The sequence below is a fragment of the Vibrio gazogenes genome, from assembly GCF_023920225.1.
GTDB classification, from domain to species: Bacteria; Pseudomonadota; Gammaproteobacteria; order Enterobacterales; family Vibrionaceae; genus Vibrio; species Vibrio gazogenes.
The window spans coordinates 3,222,267-3,244,256 of the sequence record NZ_CP092587.1 but is presented as its reverse complement, the minus strand read 5'-3'; the positions used below and the strand labels follow the sequence as shown (position 1 = coordinate 3,244,256).

General features: G+C 46.1%; 18 protein-coding genes. 6 read left to right on the top strand and 12 right to left on the bottom strand.

Annotation, left to right across the window (positions count from 1 at the left end; all coding sequences use genetic code 11):
* Window positions 1–69: 69 nt before the first annotated feature.
* Entirely contained in the window at window positions 70–546 is a 477-nt protein-coding gene (locus MKS89_RS14390) for an ATP-dependent Lon protease (protein ID WP_072962442.1), read from the top strand.
* A gap of 100 nt (window positions 547–646) precedes the next feature.
* Here the strand turns inward: MKS89_RS14390 and MKS89_RS14385 are convergent, their stop codons facing one another.
* The gene (locus MKS89_RS14385; protein WP_072962343.1) at window positions 647–2,956 is read right to left on the bottom strand and encodes a Tex family protein; all 2,310 of its coding nucleotides are present in this window, start codon (window positions 2,954–2,956) and stop codon (window positions 647–649) included.
* Between the two features lie 24 nt (window positions 2,957–2,980).
* Window positions 2,981–3,460 (bottom strand): transcription elongation factor GreB, encoded by a 480-nt coding sequence (gene greB / locus MKS89_RS14380; protein ID WP_072962346.1) that lies wholly within the window; start codon window positions 3,458–3,460, stop codon window positions 2,981–2,983.
* A gap of 305 nt (window positions 3,461–3,765) precedes the next feature.
* On the opposite strand from greB, the gene MKS89_RS14375 reads away from it, so the two are divergent.
* The gene (locus tag MKS89_RS14375) at window positions 3,766–5,433 is read left to right on the top strand and encodes a methyl-accepting chemotaxis protein (protein ID WP_072962349.1); all 1,668 of its coding nucleotides are present in this window, start codon (window positions 3,766–3,768) and stop codon (window positions 5,431–5,433) included.
* Between the two features lie 117 nt (window positions 5,434–5,550).
* On the opposite strand, the gene purD is transcribed toward MKS89_RS14375, so the two are convergent.
* From purD to MKS89_RS14350, 5 genes are all read right to left on the bottom strand, one after another.
* Window positions 5,551–6,837, bottom strand: coding sequence for a phosphoribosylamine--glycine ligase (gene purD, locus MKS89_RS14370; RefSeq protein WP_072962351.1), 1,287 nt, complete (start codon window positions 6,835–6,837; stop codon window positions 5,551–5,553).
* A 96-nt stretch (window positions 6,838–6,933) separates the two neighbouring features.
* A complete protein-coding gene (purH, locus tag MKS89_RS14365; RefSeq protein ID WP_072962354.1) occupies window positions 6,934–8,526 on the bottom strand; it encodes a bifunctional phosphoribosylaminoimidazolecarboxamide formyltransferase/IMP cyclohydrolase in 1,593 nt (530 codons plus the stop codon).
* 223 nt (window positions 8,527–8,749) lie between these two features.
* The gene (manA, locus tag MKS89_RS14360) at window positions 8,750–9,955 is read right to left on the bottom strand and encodes a mannose-6-phosphate isomerase, class I (protein ID WP_072962357.1); all 1,206 of its coding nucleotides are present in this window, start codon (window positions 9,953–9,955) and stop codon (window positions 8,750–8,752) included.
* Window positions 9,956–10,172: 217 nt separating this feature from the next.
* On the bottom strand, window positions 10,173–11,810 hold the full coding sequence (locus MKS89_RS14355) for a methyl-accepting chemotaxis protein (protein WP_072962360.1): 1,638 nt from the start codon (window positions 11,808–11,810) through the stop codon (window positions 10,173–10,175).
* Window positions 11,811–11,979: 169 nt separating this feature from the next.
* Complete coding sequence (locus MKS89_RS14350; RefSeq protein WP_072962363.1) at window positions 11,980–12,855, bottom strand: LysR family transcriptional regulator; 876 nt, start codon at window positions 12,853–12,855, stop codon at window positions 11,980–11,982.
* Window positions 12,856–12,969: 114 nt separating this feature from the next.
* Here MKS89_RS14350 and MKS89_RS14345 point away from each other — a divergent pair, with 114 nt between their 5' ends.
* Entirely contained in the window at window positions 12,970–14,505 is a 1,536-nt protein-coding gene (locus tag MKS89_RS14345) for an NADH-quinone oxidoreductase subunit L (protein ID WP_072962365.1), read from the top strand.
* Window positions 14,502–16,940: a YbcC family protein gene (locus MKS89_RS14340; RefSeq protein ID WP_072962368.1), complete on the top strand. Its 2,439-nt coding sequence runs from the start codon at window positions 14,502–14,504 to the stop codon at window positions 16,938–16,940. Before MKS89_RS14345 ends, MKS89_RS14340 begins: the two co-directional genes overlap by 4 nt.
* A 12-nt stretch (window positions 16,941–16,952) precedes the next feature.
* Here MKS89_RS14340 and MKS89_RS14335 read toward each other — a convergent pair whose 3' ends face one another.
* Together MKS89_RS14335 and MKS89_RS14330 are read right to left on the bottom strand one after the other, a co-directional pair.
* Complete coding sequence (locus tag MKS89_RS14335; RefSeq protein WP_252518341.1) at window positions 16,953–17,267, bottom strand: winged helix-turn-helix transcriptional regulator; 315 nt, start codon at window positions 17,265–17,267, stop codon at window positions 16,953–16,955.
* A gap of 44 nt (window positions 17,268–17,311) precedes the next feature.
* On the bottom strand, window positions 17,312–18,214 hold the full coding sequence (locus MKS89_RS14330; RefSeq protein ID WP_072962371.1) for a LysR substrate-binding domain-containing protein: 903 nt from the start codon (window positions 18,212–18,214) through the stop codon (window positions 17,312–17,314).
* Between the two features lie 97 nt (window positions 18,215–18,311).
* On the opposite strand from MKS89_RS14330, the gene MKS89_RS14325 reads away from it, so the two are divergent.
* Together MKS89_RS14325 and MKS89_RS14320 are read left to right on the top strand one after the other, a co-directional pair.
* Complete coding sequence (locus tag MKS89_RS14325; protein WP_072962373.1) at window positions 18,312–18,491, top strand: hypothetical protein; 180 nt, start codon at window positions 18,312–18,314, stop codon at window positions 18,489–18,491.
* A gap of 279 nt (window positions 18,492–18,770) precedes the next feature.
* Complete coding sequence (locus tag MKS89_RS14320; protein ID WP_072962375.1) at window positions 18,771–19,127, top strand: hypothetical protein; 357 nt, start codon at window positions 18,771–18,773, stop codon at window positions 19,125–19,127.
* Here MKS89_RS14320 and MKS89_RS14315 read toward each other — a convergent pair.
* From MKS89_RS14315 to MKS89_RS14305, 3 genes are all read right to left on the bottom strand, one after another.
* Window positions 19,108–19,995 carry an RES family NAD+ phosphorylase gene (locus MKS89_RS14315; RefSeq protein WP_235862473.1) on the bottom strand — a complete coding sequence of 296 codons (888 nt, stop codon included), beginning with the start codon at window positions 19,993–19,995 and terminating at the stop codon, window positions 19,108–19,110. The genes MKS89_RS14320 and MKS89_RS14315 overlap by 20 nt on opposite strands.
* Before the next feature lie 135 nt (window positions 19,996–20,130).
* Window positions 20,131–21,045 carry a sce7725 family protein gene (locus MKS89_RS14310; RefSeq protein WP_072962380.1) on the bottom strand — a complete coding sequence of 305 codons (915 nt, stop codon included), beginning with the start codon at window positions 21,043–21,045 and terminating at the stop codon, window positions 20,131–20,133.
* Window positions 21,006–21,893, bottom strand: coding sequence for a sce7726 family protein (locus tag MKS89_RS14305; RefSeq protein WP_072962382.1), 888 nt, complete (start codon window positions 21,891–21,893; stop codon window positions 21,006–21,008). Before MKS89_RS14305 ends, MKS89_RS14310 begins: the two co-directional genes overlap by 40 nt.
* Between the last annotated feature and the right edge of the window lie 97 nt (window positions 21,894–21,990).

Genomic DNA, 21,990 nt, shown 5'->3' with positions numbered 1-21,990 from the left:
GATATAGGTTCTAACTCATCAGTGTTTGAACATTGAATGGGCTGGGCGATGCTGAAGGAGGTTTCGGCAATGATTGTGTCACCAAATAATATCAGTGTGCCACTTATCGCCCCATCGGTGAATGTGCCGACGGAACAGGCAGAGCATGATAATCGTGTCAGAGCACCTGTCGTACCAACCGTGCAACTGGAAAAAACCAACGCAGAGCGGCGGTTGAAATCCGATGATAAGCAGCGTAAGCGAGCGTCTTGGGATGCAGCAGATCATCCTCAGTATGAGATTGATTCTGAGCAGGAACAGGAAATAGCTTCTTCCTATGAGGAAGAAACACCAAGTGAGCTTGAGCGGCTTTTCAAATTGTTAGCCTTATCGACCTACAGTAAAGATCAGGGCAAAGGTTATACAATACGGTTCCGGTTACCAAAACACATCATTGATGCAGCGATAACCGAAGGGCAAATGGCGCGAAGGCGAACGGTCATAAAATATCATTATGGACATGCCATCGCACCAAACACACCTTCGGAGGTCATCGCAATATTGTAAACCTCATCGTTACCGAGGAAAGATATTGCAGCTATGGAATTCCCTCACTTCAACTGAAGTGAGGGTTTTTTTTATGGCTGGATTGAGTTGAGCGCCTGAATTACTTTTTCGCTTTCGCAAAGGCCGCGGCAAATGCTCCACCCATAGCGTTATTGGTGGCAGCAGTATTACGTTGCGGTTTCTTTTGAGCCGGACGTGAAGTCTGGTTACGCGCTGTGGGACGATTGGCTTGACCCGGTTCATCAGACAGGCGCATTGAGAGGCCGATTCTCTTCCTTGCGGCATCAACTTCCATGACTTTGACTTTGACGATATCACCGGCTTTGACCACTTCTCTCGGATCCGACACAAATCGATCAGTCAGCGCGGAAATATGAACCAATCCGTCTTGATGAACGCCGATATCGACAAACGCACCAAAATTGGCAACATTGGAGACCACCCCTTCGAGTATCATGCCGGGTTCCAGATCCGAGATTTCGTGGATATCGTCGGCAAACGTGGCCGTTTTAAATTCAGGACGAGGATCGCGCCCCGGCTTATCGAGCTCTTTGATAATATCGGTAACCGTTGGCAAGCCAAAGTGATCGTCAGTGTAATCTCTGGCATTCAGGCTTTTAAGAAATTCACTATTACCAATCAATGATTTCATCTCTTGCTGATTGTTTTTTGCGATCGCAGAAACCACCGGATAGGCTTCCGGGTGAACAGCCGAAGCATCCAGCGGGTTTTTGCCGTCCATGACTCTTAAAAAGCCGGCACTCTGCTCAAAAGCTTTTGGCCCGAGACGAGGGACTTTCTTCAAGGTGGTGCGGCTTTCAAAGCGGCCATGTTCATTACGGAAAGCCACAATATTATCTGCCAGCGTTGTCGAGAGTCCGGCAACGCGGGTCAGGAGTGCCGGAGAGGCGGTATTCACATCCACACCGACCGCGTTGACACAGTCTTCTACGACAGCGTCCAGACGTTTGGCAAGGAGTGACTGATTGACATCATGCTGGTATTGACCAACGCCGATCGATTTCGGATCAATTTTAACCAACTCTGCCAACGGATCCTGTAAACGCCGGGCAATTGAAACCGCGCCCCGCAGTGATACATCCATATCCGGAAACTCTTTTGCCGCCAGCTCGGATGCCGAATAGACCGATGCACCCGCTTCACTGACGACAATTTTTTGCGTTTTCAGATTCCCCCGTTTGATCAAATCTGCGGCAAACAGATCGGTCTCACGAGAAGCGGTGCCGTTGCCGATCGCAATCAAATCTACATTGAATTTGCGCACCAGCCCGCCAATGACCTCAATGGATTTTTCATACTGTTTTTGCGGTGGATGCGGGTAAATAACCGCGGTTGCCAGTACCTTACCCGTGGCATCGACGACTGCGACTTTACAACCGGTACGCAAGCCGGGGTCCAGCCCTAGTGTGGCTCGTGGTCCGGCGGGCGCTGCCATCAGCAGATCTTTCAAATTGGTGGCGAAGACATCAATGGCTTCAATCTCTGCCCGTTCTTTCATCGCGGACATCAGTTCGGTCTCCATATGCATAGAGACTTTAATCCGCCACGCCCAACTGATGACTTGCTGACGCCATGCATCAGCCGGTGCATCACTCAGATGAAGTCCGTAGTGTTGTGCGATCAACGTTTCGCAATAAGAACCCCGACGGCCGACTTCTTGCTCCGGGTCGGCATTGAGTGCCAGTGACAAAATACCCTCGTTGCGGCCACGTAACATCGCCAGTGCACGGTGAGAAGGGACTTTACTGATCGGTTCTTGGTGCTCGAAATAGTCTTTGAATTTTTCACCTTCTTGCGCTTTTCCATCGATGACTGTCGAAACAAGAACGGCATGTTTGAGCAGATAATGGCGCAGCTTTTCCAGTAGGTTGGCATCTTCAGCAATTCGCTCCATGATAATGGCACGGGCACCATCTAAAGCGGCTTTGATGTCAGCAATCCCCTGCTCAGGATTAAGATAAGCTTGTGCTGCCTGCTCTGGCTCGGTTTGCGGTTGTTCCCACAGTTGATCTGCGAGTGGTGTCAATCCGGCTTCAATGGCAATCTGTCCTTTGGTGCGACGTTTGGGTTTGTAAGGCAGATAGAGATCTTCCAGGCGGGTTTTACTGTCAGCCTGAAGAATTTCCTGTTCCAGCTCGGCAGTCAGTTTCCCTTGGTCTTGAATCGATTTCAAAATCGTCTGACGACGGCTATCCATCTCTCGTAAATAGGAAAGACGTGAGTCCAGCGTCCGTAATTGGGTGTCGTCCAGCCCGCCCGTGACTTCTTTGCGGTAACGGGCAATAAAGGGAACGGTGCTGCCGTCGTCAATCAGGTTTACCGCGGCAATAACTTGTTCAGGGCGAACATTCAGCTCTGAAGCAATCGTATGACAGATAGCTTGGCTCATCCGTATTTTTCTCTCTCGATGTCGTTAGTCTGGTCTATATTCGATTCGGTTAATGAACCACGTTTTTGGCCCTTGAGGCGTTTCAACGGTGAGTTCATCATCGGGTTCTTTTTTGAGCAGCGCGCGGGCCATGGGTGAATCGATAGAAATGTAGTTTTTCGCATCTCCATAGATCTCATCCGGGCCGACGATGCGAAAATATCTTGTCTCACCTTCGTCATTTTCAATTTCGACCCACGCACCGAAGAAGACTTTCCCGTCTTGCTGAGGTGAGTAATCAATGATCTTGACTTGTTCCATACGTTTACGCAGGTAACGGACACGACGGTCAATTTCCCGCAGGCGCTTTTTGTTGTACTGGTAATCCGCATTTTCACTACGATCGCCGAGACTCGCGGCCCAAGTCACTTTCTTGGTGACCTCTGGGCGTTCTTGCAGCCAGAGAAAGTCGAGCTCTTGTTTGAGGCGATTATAGCCTTCCCGGGTAATCAGGTTGGTTTTCATCAGTGGTTATTCATCGCAGATAATGTGCATTTATGGGCTATACCTTAGCGAAAAATAGCAGAAAGGTTAATGGTTGTTTCTCTGGGATGACGAAAGCTTTACACGCTTGGCGTTTTTCCTCGCCAAAGAGATGTATTGCAATTGTGGTGATATGTCTTTTCACGCGTTGTTTCCCCTCATGATTGAAGGGCGATATTGGTGAAGAAATATTCATACATGACATAAATTTAGTGTAGTATTATTTGAATATAAAATAATATCCAACGTCATCGGCTTTTGTCAGCGATAATACTGAGGAAAGCATCATGTCAAAATTGACCATTAAATCACGTGTTTATGCACTGTCTATACTCCCCTTGTTACTGATTAGTTTTGGGATGATTTTCATCTCATATACGCAAATGTCTAACTTGAATCACACCCAGCAACAATTGATTCACCAATACCTTTCTGAACAAAAACGCTCCGAATTGAAAGCGTATATCGATATTATTGATTCTTCTTTAACCGCTTTGAAAGCGAGCAACGCCGACCGACAAGATGTGATTGAAAAGCTTTCCCAGATTCATTTTGGTGACAGTGGTTATGTCTTCGGTTATGACAGTAAAGGCAACCGCCTTTTCCTGGGAGATACCGGGAAGGGGATTGGTAAAAATTTCTGGGATTTGAAAGATAGCAAAGGTAACTTTCTAATTCAGAACTTAATTAAACAGGGCAAGGATGGTGGTGGATTTTCGAGCTATTTTTTCCCGAAACCCGGAGAGAAAGTCGCCTCTGAAAAACTCAGTTATTCAATCTATGAATCTCAGTGGGACATGATCATCGGCATTGGTTTTTATATTGACGACGTTGAAGCGATTACATCTCAGATGGCAACGAAGTCCGAGCATGAAATGAAGCGGAGTTTTGTGTGGATGATGTCGATTGGCGTCGGCATGTTGTGCCTGGTGTCGGTGTTTACGATCTTGTTTAGTCGTGGCATCTTAAGGCCATTGCAACGATTTGATCAGTCGATTGCCCGGTTTGCCACTGGGGACGCTGATTTAACCGCTCGCATGGAAGCTTATCATATTCCTGAATATGCCTCTCTAAGCCGGAACTTTAATAATTTTGTCGAAAATCTGCAGAATATTATTCGCCAGTTGAGAACGAACAGTGATGTGATTAGTGATGAAACCGGGCATATGCTGGAGCGTTCTAATCAAGTCGATCAGTTATCGAACACACAACGGGAAGAAACGGAACAAGTGGCGACAGCGGTGACAGAAATGACCGCGACTGCACATGATATTTCTCAGAATGCTTCGAGCGCTGCTGCGGCTGCACAGTCTGCTGATGAGAAAGCAAAAGAGGCGATGGCGACGGTTGATTCGGCAGTTGACTCTGTTGCTGTTTTAGCCAAGAAAATTGAATTTGCCAACATGGTGATGGATAAGCTCGAAAGCAATGTCAGCAACATCTCTTCTTCATTGAATGTAATTCAGGATATTGCCGAACAGACTAACTTACTGGCGCTGAATGCTGCGATTGAAGCGGCCCGAGCCGGTGAGCAGGGACGCGGATTTGCGGTTGTTGCTGATGAAGTCAGAAAACTCGCCAGCCGGACCCAACAAAGTACCGGAGATATTCAGCACATCATTGAACAATTGAAAGGGGCGACCCAAGAAGCAGTTCAGTCGATGCTGGATAGTCGTACTCAAAGTGAAGATACCGTGGCAAAAGCACATCAAGCAAGTGATGCATTGGTAGAGATCCTCGATTCTGTCAGTATGATTATGGATATGAACACACTGATTGCGACGGCCACTGAAGAGCAAAGTCAGGTGGGACAAAATATTTCTGAACGTGTTGTGATTATTTCCGAGCAAAGCTTACAAGTGGCGGATGTTACGGATGAAAACCGTAAAGGCAGTCGGGATTTACAAGAGCAAACGCAAGAACTGAAAGCGCTGGTGGACCGATTTACGGTTTAGTGCACCGGTAGATACGAAATCACCCCAATCGGTCTGCTGAACAGGCCGATTTTTTTGTGCCTAAACAAAACCACCGCCTTAAAGGCGGTGGTTGTCGTTTTCTCGATACGAACGTGACTATTTCTGCTCTCGGGCAATCGCTCGATAGCCGATGTCGCTGCGGTAGAAAACACCATCCCATTGAATTTGCTTAGCCAATGCATAAGCACGTTGCTGAGCTTCGGAGACTGTGTTGCCTAAGGCCGTGGCACAAAGGACGCGTCCGCCGCTGGTCACGACGTGGCCGTCTTTTTCGCCGGTGCCGGCATGGAAGACTTTCTCACCTTCCGTGTCTGCTTGCGGCAAGCCTGAAATGACATCCCCTTTGTTGTAATTACCGGGGTAGCCACCGGCGGCTAAAACAATCCCAATCGATGCGCGTGGATCCCATTTGGATTCGGCTTGGTCTAGCTTGCCAGCAATTGCGGTTTGGCACAGTTCAACTAAATCCGACTGAAGACGCATCATGATCGGTTGCGTTTCCGGATCACCAAAGCGACAGTTGTACTCAATGACTTTCGGATTTCCCTGACTGTCGATCATCAGACCGGCATACAGAAATCCAGTGTATGGGTGACCTTCTGCCGCCATTCCTTCTACAGTCGGATAAATCACCTGCTCCATGATGCGGTTATGGAGCTCTTGGGTGACAACCGGTGCCGGAGAGTATGCTCCCATGCCACCGGTGTTTGGCCCGGTATCTTTATCACCCACACGTTTATGATCCTGACTGGTTGCCATTGGCAAGACGTTTTTACCGTCAACCATCACGATGAAACTGGCTTCTTCACCGTCAAGAAACTCTTCGATCACAACCCGGCTACCGGCATGACCAAATGCATTGCCAGCCAGCATATCTTGAATTGCATCTTCTGCTTCTTGCAGTGTCATTGCAACGATGACGCCTTTTCCGGCAGCGAGACCATCCGCTTTAACCACGATTGGTGCCCCTTTTTGCCGAACATAGGCCAGTGCCGGCTCGATGTCGGTAAAGTTGGCATAATCAGCCGTCGGAATCTGGTGACGTGCCAGAAAGTCTTTGGTAAACGCTTTTGAGCCTTCGAGCTGTGCCGCGCCTTTCGTTGGGCCAAAAATCGGCAGGTCGGCAGCACGGAATGCATCAACGACACCAATCACTAACGGCGCTTCGGGACCGACAATGGTTAAGTCGATGGCATTTTGCTGTGCGAAAGCGACTAAGCCATCGATATCTTCAACGTCAATACTGACATTTTTGACTTTGTATTCCAGCGCCGTTCCGGCATTACCGGGAGCGACAAAGACCGTTTTGACTTGTGGGTTTTGCGCGATTTTCCAGGAGAGTGCATGTTCACGTCCACCAGAACCGATAACAAGTACGTTCATAAAGATGAATTCCTGTATTCAAGTTGTTTGTCTCCATCAGAGACAGCACGTTGAGAAGATGTGATTGAGTGCCCTGATATCGGGCACTTACTCAGATTAGTGTCTGAAATGACGCATACCTGTGAAAATCATGGTCATGCCGTGTTCATCAGCGGCAGCAATGACTTCATTATCACGCATCGAACCACCCGGTTGAATCACACAAGTAACACCGGCTTCGGCCGCTGCATCAATACCATCTCGGAATGGGAAAAATGCGTCGGAAGCCATCACGGTTCCTTCGACTTTCAGATTTTCGTCCGCGGCCTTAATACCTGCAATTTTCGCCGAGTAAACGCGGCTCATTTGACCGGCACCGACACCAATCGTCATATCGCCTTTCGCGTAGACAATCGCATTTGATTTCACGTACTTCGCGACTTTCCAGCAGAATAGGGCATCTTTCAGTTCAGCTTCAGAAGGTTGGCGTTTTGAAACGACCGTCAGGTCATCGACACTGACCATGCCCTGATCACGATCCTGAACCAGCAGACCACCATTGACGCGTTTGAAATCATAACCGGTGGTTTTATCTTGCCATTGACCACAAACCAACAAGCGGACATTTTTCTTCGCGGCGACAACTTCAATCGCGTCATCGGCCACTGTCGGGGCAATAATCACTTCAACAAACTGACGTTCGACAATTGCTTGTGCCGTGGCGGCATCCAGTTCACGGTTGAATGCGATGATCCCGCCGAAAGCAGAGGTTGGGTCAGTCTGATAAGCGCGGTTATAAGCATCGAGGATCGAATCGCCTAAAGCGACACCACATGGGTTAGCGTGTTTGACGATGACACAAGCGGGCTCGGAAAATTCTTTCACACACTCTAAAGCAGCGTCTGTATCTGCAATATTATTGTAAGAGAGCGCTTTGCCCTGAATCTGGCGCGCGGTCGCGACAGATGCTTCTTCAGGATGGTTTTCTACATAAAAAGCCGCAGACTGGTGACTGTTCTCACCGTAGCGCATGTCTTGTTTTTTCTCGAACTGCATATTGAATGTCCGAGGGAACTTCGAATCGGCATCGCCTTCTTTGTTTTCACCATAAGAAGGAACCATTTTGCCAAAGTAGTTGGCAATCATACCGTCGTAAGCGGCGGTATGCTCGAAAGCTGCAATTGCGAGATCAAAGCGAGTTTCCAGCGTGAGTGAACCACTGTTGGTATCCATCTCTGTGAGCACGCGTTGATAATCGGAGGCATTGACGATAATGCTGACATCTTTATGGTTTTTCGCTGCGGAACGCACCATTGTCGGGCCCCCGATATCAATATTTTCAACTGCGTCAGCCAGTGAACAGTCTGCTTTGGCAACCGTGGCAGCAAACGGATACAGGTTGACCACCACCATATCGATTGGCTGGATACCATGTTGAGCCATGATCTCGTCATCTTGTCCCCGACGCCCTAAAACCCCGCCATGAACTTTGGGGTGAAGGGTTTTGACACGACCATCCATCATTTCAGGAAATCCGGTGTAGTCGGAAACTTCAGTCACAGAGATACCTTGTTCGGCTAAAAGGCGGGCAGTGCCACCGGTTGACAGAATGTCAACGCCACGGTCAGCCAATGCTTTGGCAAACTCTACAATACCAGTTTTGTCTGATACGCTGATAAGCGCACGGCGAATAGGGCGAGCGTTATTCATTGCTTCCTTCTTCCTCAAATTCACAGAGTTAATTGAACGAAATAGATGTTAAATTTTGTGGCGCACATTCTAGCGAATTAATCACCAAAAAGCTCGCGCAATCGTTTGGCATAAGCAAATTAATTATCAATTCGTTCTTTTTTCTGGAAATGAATCTGAACAATGGCATCGAATTTTAAACCAATTGATGCCATGAAAAGATAAGGAAAAAACGTGGATCCGGCTAGTTATACACTCGCGCAACTCGACCGGATGAATTGAGCTGATAGGTATCGGCAGCGGCAGGAATAAACGCAGACTGACCCTTGTGTAAAGTGAGCGTCAGACCACTTTTATGTTGCAGATGGACATCAGCATCAATCGCAAAAACGATTTCAGCACTGGTGGCGGTGAGGGTGACATCGTCCGGCGCCGGATAGATTGAGAATTTAAAGTCATTGACCGGGACTGGATAATGATAAGCAACCTCGGTTTCTTCTTCTGGTGCAATCAGCAGTGTCTCTGATGGTTTCGGCGTGAATGATGTACATTTGGCCAATTCCTCAACGTCAATGTGTTTCGGCGTCAGTCCCGCTCTGAGGACATTATCTGAGCTGGCCATCACTTCTAAACCGGTGCCTTTCAGATAAGCGTGAGGGGTTTTGGCATCCAGATACATCGCTTCGCCCGGTTGTAAAACCACATAATGCAGCAGAATCGCAGAAAACAGCCCGATGTCTTCGGGATAATCTTGCGCCAAATCGAGGATCAACTGAGCGAGCGGCTCGTCTTGCTGCGCCTGTTGTGCGTAAGCCAGTAACGCCTGAATCGCTTGTGATTTCTGTTCTCCGGATAGAGACAGTAAACGGATAAAGAATAACTGGAATCCGGCGGCGGTTTTGTCTGCACGAAGCTGATTGACCAGTGATTCAATCGGCTGAAGATTCATTTTCGTCAACGTCTGGATGATGTCATCTAACGGACGGAACCCATTCAATGCATGATAAGGCGTTAAAGCATACACCAGCTCGGGTTTATGGTTTGGATCTTTGTAATTACGCTCGGGTGCATTGAGTGGGATGTGCAGTTGATTTTCGCGGACATAGCCTGTTTCGGCATCGGCTTTACATGGATGAACCTGAATCGACAGCGCTTTGTCTGCCGCAAGCACTTTAAACAAAAATGGCAACTCACCATACGTCTGATGGGTTTGGGCTGATAAACATGAAGACGGATGACGCTGAATGAACTCGGCAAGAGAATCATGTTGATTATCGGTGATGAGCTGAGAGCATCCGCCCGGATGCGCGCCCATCCAGATTTCAGCCTGAGGCAAATGTTCAGGGTTGGGAATATCAAATAGGTTGTTGATGGATTGTGTACTTCCCCACGCATAGTGTTGAATCACATTTTGCATTAAATAGAAGGGGAGTATGGTTGTATCGTTCATGGTCATCCTGCGTATGCGATTCGGTTAGATAATCAATATTGAATCATATTTATGGTATCTGACTTTGTACTTATATCAAATGTATGCCAATCAGTGGCAGAGACATTTTGGGTGTGAGATATCAGAACAGGCCATTAGCACATCAATTGTACTCGGTTTCAGTTGATGATTGGCCGATTCAATACTGAATGTTTTGCCCCTTGACCGCCGGGAATGGTTAGGTTCTGAAAACACTAAAGCTCTGACTTAAGGATTGGCTGTCTTGGAGCAGTCTCTGGCTGGTGTTGCCAATCTCCCGTGCGCTTTCTGTGATTTGTCGGCTGTGCTCGGCTAAATCGGTTATGTTATGACTGATATTCTGACTTGCCGAAGATTGCTGCAGACAGGCTGTTGCAATATTTTCGTTGAGTGCTTGAATCGTATGGATTTGCTCATTGATGTCATTGAGCATCTCTTGGGCTTTACAGGTTGCTTGTTGCGTTTCGAGCGACTGTTGTTTGGTTTGAACCATGGACGAACTTAAATGTTTTGCTCGTTCCTGTAAGGTTGTAATGATTTCTTCAATTTCATCGGTACTCTTTTGCGTTCGGGTTGCAAGGGTTCGCACTTCGTCTGCGACGACGGCAAATCCTCGTCCTTGTTCGCCTGCGCGAGCCGCTTCAATTGCAGCATTGAGTGCTAGGAGATTGGTCTGTTCAGCGACACCACGAATGACATTCAACACTTCACCGACATTATCCGCATCTTTAGCCAGATATTGGGTATCTTGTTCGGTTTCAGTCAGTAATTCAGACAAGGAAGTCATATATTGGGAGGCGTTGATGAGAACTTGACTACTATCTTGGCTCTTTTGATGGGAAATTTGAGCGGAGCGGGCTGCTTCATCGGCTGCTGTTGCAACATCTTGTGTGCTGGACTGCAACTGGTTCATTGCAGAGGCCGCGGAATTGGCTGCTTGTAATTGCTGTTCCGATTTTTCGATAGACTGTTTGGCAACCGCGTTGAGGTCTCTTGCGGAATGGGTGAGATTGGTAGAAATTGGTTTAATGTTTCGGATCGCGTCGCAAATTTTAACGGTAAAGCGGTTGAATGCGGTTGCAATCTGGGCAAACTCGTCTTTGCCATTGACGGGGAGCTGACGGGTTAAATCACCTTCTCCCTGAGAAATATCATTCAGGGCTTGACGGGTTGTATCGCAGGGGCGCGTGATACTGCGGATGATCAATGCTGATAATGCGCTCAGGATCAACACAATCAGCAATCCAGACCATAAGGCCATTGTTGTTCTCTCTGCAACCAGTTGGTCGACATCATCCACATAAATCCCTGAACCAATGATCCATCCCCAAGGTTTGAATAGTTTTACGTAAGAAACCTTTGCTACATCGGTCTCTGAACCGGGTTTGGACCACATGTAATGGACGACGCCACCGCCTTGATTCTTGGCAACTTGTACCATCTCTAAAAAGAGCGCTTTTCCGGTCGGATCTTTGACCTTAGAAAGGTTTTTGCCATCCAGTTGCGGTTTAAAGGGATGCATGATCATTGTGGGAGTGAGGTCGTTGATCCAGAAGTAATCATTTTTGCCATAGCGAAGATGTTTGATGGCTTGCTGTGCTTGTTGTTGTGCGCCTTGACGGGTTAGCGTTCCCTCAGTTTCTAATTGATGATAGTAAGAGAGCAGGCTATAGGTGCTTTCAATTAGATGCTGTGTCTTAATTTGTTTCTCTTCCATGAGATCATGCTTATATTCTATTAATAGTTTGGTGAATAACATCATGATTAATAAAATATTTGCGAGGAGCAGTAGATACAGGCGCGTTCTTATTTTGGTCTGACGTAGGCTGAAAAACATAACAACAATTCCTCTCTAGTTATAGAAATAGTGTTCCAACTTAGGTATATCAGAAAATTGTTGTATAAATGTAAATGAATTGCTTTTTTGTTAAGCAGGTAGCTAACTGATTCACTTTGATACATTTAAGTTGATTTAACCTCTTCATCGCGATATCACCGGCGGCGCTTTAAAGAATTTTAAATAACTTTTTCAGGATCGGTAATTCCACATGTCGTTTGGCTGTAATGGCATAAAAGCTTTCAATGACAGAATCTAATTTGGCATAACTTTTCAGCGTGCCGGCCGAAATTTCATCCTGTACGACAACCTCCGGGAGTACAGCGATAGCACCGGTATCCCGGGTTAACAGCCGCAACATTGCCATATCATCGACCTCTGCATAGGGGGTCACCGACAACCTATGTTGTTCGCAATATAAATCAAATTGGGTGCGAATCTCACTGTCCGGCCCCGGTAACAATAATTTGGTGCGTGTTAAATCTTGTGGGAAACGCAATGTCTCGAATTCACGCGTATTGGGACCGACGAGACAGACCCCTTGTTGGGCAATTAACTTACATCGCCACGGGGTTGTTGAATCTGAGGCAACCGGACGATTGGAGAGAATTAAGTCCAGTTTATGCACGCGAAGCTGTTCAAGCAGATCGTCAAAATTGGAAGAGCACAGCGCTAGCTTGACGTTGTCCTGACCAATCACCGGGAGCAGAAAGTTCTCCTGAAAGTTCCGGGATAACGTGGCTACCGCCCCGATTCGTAGCTGTTGGACATGATGGTGTTCACCACTTTCCATCACCGACAGTAATTCACTGCCGAGATTAAAAATACCTTCCGCATATTCAAGTACCAGATGGCCGACATCCGTCAGCAATAATGAGCGTCCTTGACGATGGAACAGGTGATGACCGAGTTGTTCTTCTAACTGTTTGATCTGGGAGGAGAGGGCTGATTGGGAGACATTGAGTTTTTGGGCTGCCCGGGTCAGATGTCCTTCTTTCGCGACAGTCCAGAAATAGCGCAGGTGATGAAAGTTGAGGTTTCTCATTCTATTGTTCACTTTAAAAGAACGTTTTGTGAATATCTATCTATTTTACATCTCATTTGGCTTGCTGCAACAATACGTCTCCAATTGATGCACATTTTTAGGAGAGATTGTTTGATGGATTTGACGCTGGGAGGTCATTATGTTGCCGCCCTGTATGGACTCGGTTTCTTACTCTGTCTTGTTGCCCGTAGTTATGAGTGGGCTATCGCTGGTCTCACGTCACGCCTTGCGTTATTCGTGAGTCTTGTTGTTCCTTTGGGATCAGGATTGCTGACCGCGACGTTGCCGCCTGTGTTACCGACCATGATGGGGTTACTGATTACGTTACTCGGTTGGGTGATCATTGATTATGCCTCTCGTTATCTGGAAGGTGATCCGGGTCAGCGTCGGTTTATCCGTGCGATTCTGTTTACGCTCGGTTTGGTCGCCTTGCTGGTGAAGAGTGACAATCTGTTGGTGATGATGCTGGCATGGAGTGTGAGTAGTCTCAGCCTTCATTTTCTGCTCACCCATTACCGGGAGCGTAAAGCAGCTAGAATCGTGGCGCATAAAAAATTTCTGGTCAGCCGAATGGCAGATGTCTGTTTGATTACTGCGTTGTTTCTGGTTTACCAAGCGCTGGGAAGCTTCTCGTTGCCGGTCCTCAATCAACAACTTGGGCAGATGACCATCCTCTCACCGGAATTAAATATTGCCGCTTTATTGTTTGCGGTTGCTGCGATTCTTAAAACCGCACAGTTACCATTGCATGGTTGGTTAATTCAGGTGATGGAGGCACCGACTCCGGTATCGGCGTTACTGCATGCCGGGGTGGTCAATATGGGCGGATTCGTGATGATTTCACTGGCAGCGCTGCTCAATCTTGCTCCCCTGGCACAATCGGTCTTGGTGATTGTCGGCAGTACCACCGCTTTACTGGCCGGATGGGTGATGATGACACGTATCAGTATTAAAGTGCGTTTGGCGTGGTCAACCTGCGCCCAAATGGGATTTATGCTGATGGAAATCGGTCTTGGACTATACGAATTGGCGCTGCTTCACCTGATAGCCCATTCCGTGTACAAAGCGTATCACTTTCTGAGTGCAGGTGAGGTCGTTGCGCAGACGATCCATCAGGACTATTTCCCTCCAGCGGTTCGAATTCACGGGGTGTTCGGCTCGGTATTGTGCTCTGCCGTCGTGGTTCTCGGCGTGCCGATGTTATGGCAGCAGTGGTTAGTGAACCTGTCGTTACCGCTTTCCGCCAGTGTGATTCTGATCTTGGGCTGTGCACCGCTGTTTTGGCGTGCAACAAACGCCGTACGCTCGGGTTTAGTGACCGGAGTGTTGCGAAGTGGTGTGGTCTTACATCTGTATCTGCTATGGCACAGTACATTTGCGCACATCGCTCCTTCAACCGGTCCGGAACAGGTCGGGTTACTCGGATTTGTCTGCGTGGTGTTTATCCTGTTGTATCTCGGTCAAGTGGGGATCCGTTGTTACCCGCACTACAGGGTGGTGAAACGTCTCTATCCTTGGGCATATAACGGATTTTATCTCGATGAGACATTTACCCGTTTCACTTTCAAAGTCTGGCCGGCAAAACTGACGCTTGAGCAAGCTCAGACGCAGGTTAATCGCAATCATTCAACTGCCGGAGAATCTGTATGACCGCCTTGTCTCGCCATTATATCAACACCGCGACGCTGCTGAATGCTGCAATTGAGGCGGCATGTGACAGTATTGCGCCTAACTGGCCGCTTGATCGGATGATTGCTGTGAACCCATATTGGTCATGGATTGATCGCCCTTTTGCCGAGGTCGCGCATCAGCTCGCTCAGTTTGCGGGTTCGCCGATGGCAATGCCGCTGGATTATTACCGTGAACGTTGGGAAAACAGCACAATAACCGAGGCCGATCTGGCGCAAGCGCTGACACGATTACCTATGGCAGAAGCGCCGGAGATTGCGGCTGTCATCGCTGCATTGCAAGAAGATGATGTTTCCCCGACACCGGCGCCTTTGTTGTGCGATATGCTTGATAGTCAGCGTCATCTGAATCAAGATCCTGCGTGGTGCGATACCATCACCCATCAAATTGCCCAGTTTTGCGCCGCCTATTTCGATCAGGATCAGGCGGACTGGCATCCGTACAGTGACGTGCGTTTGTATCAAAGCTGGCGTAACGCGATGTGCCACGATCACAGCGTTGCCTTACTAATGAAAGCCGCACATATTCCGCGGCGGGCGACGGAGATGGCAATGACGCCGCGTGAGCAGATCAGGCAGGTGTTAAACCGATTGGACATCGCTCCCGAGCATTGGCAAGACTACCTGCAAGCGGTGATTTATCGGATCAGTGGTTGGGCTGCATGGGGCGCTTATCTCAAGTGGCAGGCGGAGTTATCGCAACAAGATGACGAGACGTTGATTGATTTACTGGCAATTCGCCTCAGTTGGGAGTGGCTGGTGGATGACCAGAATCGTCATTCCGGATCTGTCTGGCAGCGCTGGCAACATCGCTGGCAGCAACATTTCCTTGAGTATCGGCCGCAGACGATCAACATGCGCTTGATCTGGCAACGCGCCCATGAAATCAGTTATCAGCGTCAACTCAGTCAAGTGTTAGCCCAGCCAGTGCCGGATATTCAACACGCCCCGAAAATTCAGGCTGCATTTTGTATTGATGTCCGTTCTGAAGTGATCCGACGCCATCTTGAAGCGCAAGGGGATGAGATTCACACCCTTGGGTTCGCTGGGTTTTTCGGTCTGCCGGTCAGTTATACGCCGCTCGGTACGCAGATTCAGCGCCCACAGCTTCCCGGGCTGTTGGCACCATCACTCACGGTGTGTGATAGCGTCGGTTGCCACGAACACGATGCAGCGCTGGCGAAGAAAAGGCAGGCAGCATTGCAGCGCGAGTCGGGATGGTCATGGTTCAATACCATGCCTGCGTCAACCTTTACGCTGGTCGAAGCATTGGGGTTAAGCTACGTCGGAAAGTTGATCAAACGGGTTTTACCGCTTAATGGGCATTCAACCCAAGCTCCGGGGTTGTCGGCTGCGAGTGCTCAGCGGCTTCGTCCGACACTACGCACTGATGCAGAACAGCAAGTGACGTTGGCTGAAAATGTCCTGAAAGGGATGGGGCTGACTCACGAATTTGCACCGTTTGTGCTACTCATCGGTCATGGCAGCGAGAGTGCCAATAACCCCCATCGTGCCGGTCTGGATTGCGGTGCTTGTTGTGGTCAAAGCGGAGAAGTGAATGTCCGGGCTTTGGCACAACTGCTCAATCGACCTGTCGTCCGGGAAGGTTTAGCGCAACGTGATATTCAAATCCCTGATACCACATATTTTGTTGCCGGATTGCACAATACCACCACAGAAGCGTTGTCACTGTACGACACGGATGATTTGGATGAGCCAATCCAGCACTCACTGAATGCATGGCGTGCTCAACTGGATGCGGCATCTCTTGGGGCGCGGATGGAACGTGCACCACAATTAGGGCTGACCCATCAATCGCAGCATTCCGTTCAAAAGCGAATCAAACACCGCGCCCACGATTGGGCGCAAACTCGTCCGGAGTGGGGGCTGGTCAATAACGCGGCTTTTATTATTGCGCCAAGAGCAAGAACTCGCGGTCTCAAGCTGGACGGTCGAACCTTCCTCCACGAATACCGACATGAGCAAGATGTCGATGCCAGTGGGTTAGCAAAAATCATGACTGCACCGATGATCGTCACCAACTGGATTAACATGCAGTATTACGCCTCGACGGTTGATCATCATCGCTATGGTTCCGGCAATAAAACCTTGCATAACGTTGTTGGTGGGCGACTGGGTGTGTTTGAAGGTAACGGGGGTGACTTGCGTATCGGGCTTTCCCGTCAGTCGCTGCACGATGGTCAGCAATGGCGGCACGAACCACTGCGCCTAACGGTGGTCATTGATGCGCCTGAGGCTGCAATTGAGTCGGTGATGAGCCGCCATTCGATGGTCAAACAGTTGGTCGATAATCAGTGGCTTTATCTTGCCCGGTTTGAGCAACACCAACTCGCTTTCTTCGATAATGGGGTGTGGACGGTGAGAGACCGGACATGAACACAGAGATTCTTATTTGTCGTTTCCGGTGAGCGTGCGGCTGCCTGATGCTGATATCATTTTAAGCGAAGACTCAGCCGACTCAGTTGATGACGTTGATTCTTGAATCAGTTGTTCTCGATGTTCGGTCATCCAGTGCGCTAAGGAATCTAAAGTTGGCTTCAGGGTTCTTCCCAAGTCGGTAACACAATATTCGACTCTGGGGGGCATTTCCGGATAGACAGTTCTCATCACCAGCCCTCGCTTTTCAAACGACCTCAGTTGCTTGGTTAATTCCTTTTGGGTGATTGGACCGATAGCGCGCTGTAATTTCCCAAACCGTATCACATCGTTCGTCACATTGTTTGATACGTGGCGCAACTGACTCAGTGTTAACTTCCCGATTGGACGTTTAGTTCTTTTTGTAACCACGATTTAAATACATTGACTCTTAGAACCCGTGAAGAAGAAGGGTCACTAATGACAGAATAGCGAATTCCGGGGGTGAGTCCGATATTGAATGGCTTAACTAACAGACCTCGTTCAACAAAGTCTGCCGAAATACTTTCAGTCGCCAGACATGCGCCATGTCCGGCGACTACTGCATTGATCGCCATATCAAAGCTACTTACTTCCATCCATTGAATACCTCCTCTTTTGGCACTGACATTTGCACTGCGAAACCATTGCTCCCAACTAAAAGACGCTGTGTGAAAATCAATTAACCAACAGTTCAGGAGTTGCTCTGGACTATCGAACTTCATTGATTTCGCGAGTTGCGGAGAGCAATAAGGATAGATGTCTTCTTCAAATAGTGTCTCTTGATCTAAATCCAGATGTTTTACGCTGTCATTGCCTTGCCAGATCAATACATCAGTTTCGGTATGGCGAATATCGATCTCCTTCACCGTCTGTACCCGAATCGGGACATGTGGGTACGCCATCGTGAACTTCCACAGTCTAGGCATTAACCAACGTGTGGAGAATGAACGAGGGGCACTGACGTTCAGCATTCCTTCGAGTGGCTCATTCTGAATTCTGTTTAATCCAGTGATGATGTGTTTAAAACCGTCATTGACATGCTTGTGAAGTATCTGTCCCTTATCTGTCAGATGCATTTCACGTCCACGACGGATAAATAATTTACATCCCAAACGATCTTCAAGTTGTCGTAGCTTTTGGCTTATGGCTGCCTGAGTGACACACAGTTCTTCAGCCGCTTTACTATAACTTTTAAGACGAGAAGCCGATTCGAAAAAACGCAGCGCTGAAAGATAACGTAGTCGATTGTCCATAAGTTGTACTTATAGTTCCTGTAATGAATCGTTGTTCGTAGGGGAAGTTATTTACATCGATAATAGCTGCATCTAATCAGTAATCAAGAGTAATACGATGCGATTAACAGCACCTTATAATAAAAAATTTATTATTAAAATATTGAAATTTATATATTTTGATATTTTTCCTGATAAGGATAGCCATAAAATTATCGCTATGAATGATCATCTTAAAAAAGATATTGGATTATGCTCTGAAGAGCAAGATGATCACCATCACTCAAGGTTTTTATAATCTGAAATAATGGACGGTTGAGATGATGGCCCGTTCCCTTTTACTAATGAACAAACCATCAAGGTGGCTTTGAGTTGAAACCCTGTTGAGATGAGTGACGTTATTTCGCTACCGAATACTTCAACGATTCATTCTGTAGAGAACGCCTCGATACCCGCCTATTCCATTGTTTCAATTATCTGTCAGTACTATTTCGTCGTTGTTGTAACTCTGCTTCTGCCGCATTAGCCCTGCGTATCGCTTTATCTCGCGCTTCTTCTGCGATGGTAACCAGAGCATTTGCATGCGTATTTGCTTGGGCGGCTTGTTGGGGTATTTATCAGTTTCAGCAACTGGCGGCTGTTCGGTCACGGTCTGGCGAGAGTTGCGCAGATTAAAAGACATCATGGATTTACCGGAAAGAGCCAAGCTCAGGTATTCAAACCTTACTATGAGCTTTCCATCGACCAAGACACCGGTGCGGTGAAAACCAGCCTATACTGTGACAACGAACTGGTCAGGGCTTTAAAAGGGGTGATGACTGCCGGACGTGAATTAATCACCCGTGTATTTGCGTGGCGGATAGAGTCCGGCTTAGCGCCTTCTTTTAACTTGGAGTTTTGTGAATCAGAGTATTTTATGAATATTCAAAGTTAATAGAGTTTAGCCTGAATGGTGCGGGTTCATCGATATTGAACTCATCGGTATTAAAAAACACATAATTTTTACCTTTACTAAATGAACTATTAAAAATGATACCATCATAAGGCCCTAATGATTTGAAATACTCACATAGAAATTGAGTTGGAATATAATCTAGCTCTGATAGATGAGGTTTTACTGGTATAGATAAGGCTAATGCAAATGCTTCGAGAAGTTCAATTATGGCTAAAGATTCCCCGTAGTCCGACTCTTGAAAAGGGATGATTGAAAATTTTTTCCTTGGATCAGTTAGATCGATGAGAGTCTTTGTTTGCTTTAATTTAAACTCAGAAACATAAATTTCTGCTCCATTGTATGGTCGAACCTCAGAAACACAGGTATCTATATTGTCGGCTAAATACATATATGCAATGCCTTTGGGGTTGGCTCTACCTGCTGAAGTTTTATCTTGAGGTGGTGCTCCCATGTCATTAGCTGTTAATGGTTCATCGCTAATTCTAGCCCTGTAAAAGCAGTCTGTTATGTAAGCGGTTGATTCCAATTGCTCTAATATTGATGAGAATACAGGTAAATCTTTATCGTTGCTTTGCTTGAATATTTTTGAATATATGACACCTGTTGGGAAAAAACGGTTTGAGTGTTTAAGTTCTTCGCATAACTCTTTCCAGCTTTCTTTGTAGTGGTCAAAAGAAATTGCCAATTTATATTTTTTACCATTGAAACTTTCTTTAGTTACCTCTTCGAAAAGTGCTTGCTTATTCGTAATATCATTATTAAAAAGCTGAAATGTGTCATCTATGATTTTGTATGCATAATCCCCATTTTCATCTTCTTCTAAGACATACGTTAAAAACTCAAACATTACATACAATAAGCTCCCATCGCAGATCGGTACTTCTGAAGAACCACAACGAGGGCACCGTCCTAACTCTCCATTTGTATGGATGAATGTTTTCAGCTCCCTATCGTTGAAACAATTTATACAACAGTTAGCCATCTACTTTTCTCCATACATACATAACGTATGGATGTGGTGTTGTATTGACAGTTTTTTAGCTTGCCCTAGTCCCGGAAAGTGGTCCCTAGTTTTTAATTCTCTAAAGCCTTTTAGTCCAAGAGTTTCTTGTACTAGCATTGGGTGTGCATCACAAAATTGAATTAATTTTTGTAATGCATCTCCAAATTTTTCACCCGGCCTAGTTGGAGAGTTATCATCGTAAGATTTAAAATGTTTAATGAACATAGAATGGTATTCATCTGGATCTATGTATGAGAGATGTATTGCTACTACATATGCAGGGCCACCACTTTCTAGATAGTCACTACCTGTAATTGTGTAATCACCATATCCAACGACATTTGTTCCTTCTTTGTAGTCGGTATGCCTATCTGAAAAATATGATTTATCAGGATATGATGAGTTATTTTTTACTACTGGAAAGTTATCTTCAACAATTACGACATTAGATAGATTACGAAAAGCACCCCTTTGGTATTTTTTTGAAATAACTAAAGATGCTTTTTCAATAAGATGTATAGAGTTTTTATTGACACCATCTTCGATAAAAATGGCAAATTCTGTGTTTTGGTGTGACTCGGTAAATTCTTTGAGTTCGTTAGATGATCGGTTCTTTGTTGAAAAACAAGGCTTGAATTGTAGTTCCGTGTTGATTTCTAGTAACTTTTCTTCGATAGAGTGTAAATTTCCATCAAAATCACCTAAACTAGGGTTGGTAATAACAATAGGTGTGATTTGATTCTGATTTAAGTATTCAATCGTTTTTGTCAATCCTTGTAGCTTTTGTCTTACTGGTTCGATGATTGGACACCAAAGGTCACATTTGATAATGGGACTTAATTCTCTTAAACATATCAGTTCAAACTGTTTGCCTCGGAGTACGGGGTAATACATATGTTATCCTTACTCAAGTTACTATTAAGAATATCAACAAGTTGTTGTTGTGTTCTAATAGGTAACTTATAGCTTACTCCTGCATTTTTTAAGGATTTAGGTAGCGACCTGATAAAATTCCCATTATTTTTTCTATGGTATTTGAGAACTGTTTTAAAATGTTCTCTCAGAATTTTAGCATCAGTAGTTGATATAATATCAAAACATGCTGAATACATTTTTATGTTGCTAACAGAAGGAATAGATCCTGATATTAATTTGGCGAGGTGTTTATATTCTTCTGATCTTAAAGTATTTAGCATAAGATTCTTATCTATATCATTTTTACTAAGATCTTTAGCTTGTCTTACTGTAGATAGTGTATTTCGTTTTGTTAGTTGAATTACACCTACTTCATCTGGAGATTGTTTTAGTATTTTGTCTAAATGTTTTTCACCGCATACAACGTACACGTTATCAAATATTGAGTAATAAGAGGATAGCTGTTCGGACAATCTATCTAAAGAGTCATACTCTGTTTTTATTTCATAACAAGTAGATTGACCGTTTAAAATTACACAATCAGCAATGTTTCGACCAATTCGAAGTTCAGATAACATAACAGCAGTATTTAAAGAGTGACGACCTAATAATACTTTGTTAACAATGGTATTTTTGTAATAGTATTCAAAGCGATAATGCAAGTTTAACAGTTGATAAACATTCTCATAGACGTCTTTTAAAGTTGTAAGTGAGTTATTAGGTAAATCTAATTCATCGATTACTCTGCAAATTAATGAGTAATCTCCGTCAGCTAGTTTGCGAAGATAACCACTACTAAAAATTCTTGCTGCGTCTTTGAGTCTCATAACGAACCCGATTTAATACTCTATGTTATTTTAGCTGTTAATTTACTAGTGCACTTGTAGCTATAACACAATATGACTTCTCATATCTACAGGAGAA

What these genes read in the sequence shown, in the direction of transcription:
- MKS89_RS14390 (WP_072962442.1), top strand. Translation starts at nt 70, where the DNA reads ATGATTGTGTCACCAAATAATATCAGTGTGCCACTTATCGCCCCATCG.
- MKS89_RS14385 (WP_072962343.1), bottom strand. Translation starts at nt 2,956, where the DNA reads ATGAGCCAAGCTATCTGTCATACGATTGCTTCAGAGCTGAATGTTCGC.
- greB (WP_072962346.1), bottom strand. Translation starts at nt 3,460, where the DNA reads ATGAAAACCAACCTGATTACCCGGGAAGGCTATAATCGCCTCAAACAA.
- MKS89_RS14375 (WP_072962349.1), top strand. Translation starts at nt 3,766, where the DNA reads ATGTCAAAATTGACCATTAAATCACGTGTTTATGCACTGTCTATACTC.
- purD (WP_072962351.1), bottom strand. Translation starts at nt 6,837, where the DNA reads ATGAACGTACTTGTTATCGGTTCTGGTGGACGTGAACATGCACTCTCC.
- purH (WP_072962354.1), bottom strand. Translation starts at nt 8,526, where the DNA reads ATGAATAACGCTCGCCCTATTCGCCGTGCGCTTATCAGCGTATCAGAC.
- manA (WP_072962357.1), bottom strand. Translation starts at nt 9,955, where the DNA reads ATGAACGATACAACCATACTCCCCTTCTATTTAATGCAAAATGTGATT.
- MKS89_RS14355 (WP_072962360.1), bottom strand. Translation starts at nt 11,810, where the DNA reads ATGTTTTTCAGCCTACGTCAGACCAAAATAAGAACGCGCCTGTATCTA.
- MKS89_RS14350 (WP_072962363.1), bottom strand. Translation starts at nt 12,855, where the DNA reads ATGAGAAACCTCAACTTTCATCACCTGCGCTATTTCTGGACTGTCGCG.
- MKS89_RS14345 (WP_072962365.1), top strand. Translation starts at nt 12,970, where the DNA reads ATGGATTTGACGCTGGGAGGTCATTATGTTGCCGCCCTGTATGGACTC.
- MKS89_RS14340 (WP_072962368.1), top strand. Translation starts at nt 14,502, where the DNA reads ATGACCGCCTTGTCTCGCCATTATATCAACACCGCGACGCTGCTGAAT.
- MKS89_RS14330 (WP_072962371.1), bottom strand. Translation starts at nt 18,214, where the DNA reads ATGGACAATCGACTACGTTATCTTTCAGCGCTGCGTTTTTTCGAATCG.
- MKS89_RS14325 (WP_072962373.1), top strand. Translation starts at nt 18,312, where the DNA reads ATGCGATTAACAGCACCTTATAATAAAAAATTTATTATTAAAATATTG.
- MKS89_RS14315 (WP_235862473.1), bottom strand. Translation starts at nt 19,995, where the DNA reads ATGTTTGAGTTTTTAACGTATGTCTTAGAAGAAGATGAAAATGGGGAT.
- MKS89_RS14310 (WP_072962380.1), bottom strand. Translation starts at nt 21,045, where the DNA reads ATGTATTACCCCGTACTCCGAGGCAAACAGTTTGAACTGATATGTTTA.
- MKS89_RS14305 (WP_072962382.1), bottom strand. Translation starts at nt 21,893, where the DNA reads ATGAGACTCAAAGACGCAGCAAGAATTTTTAGTAGTGGTTATCTTCGC.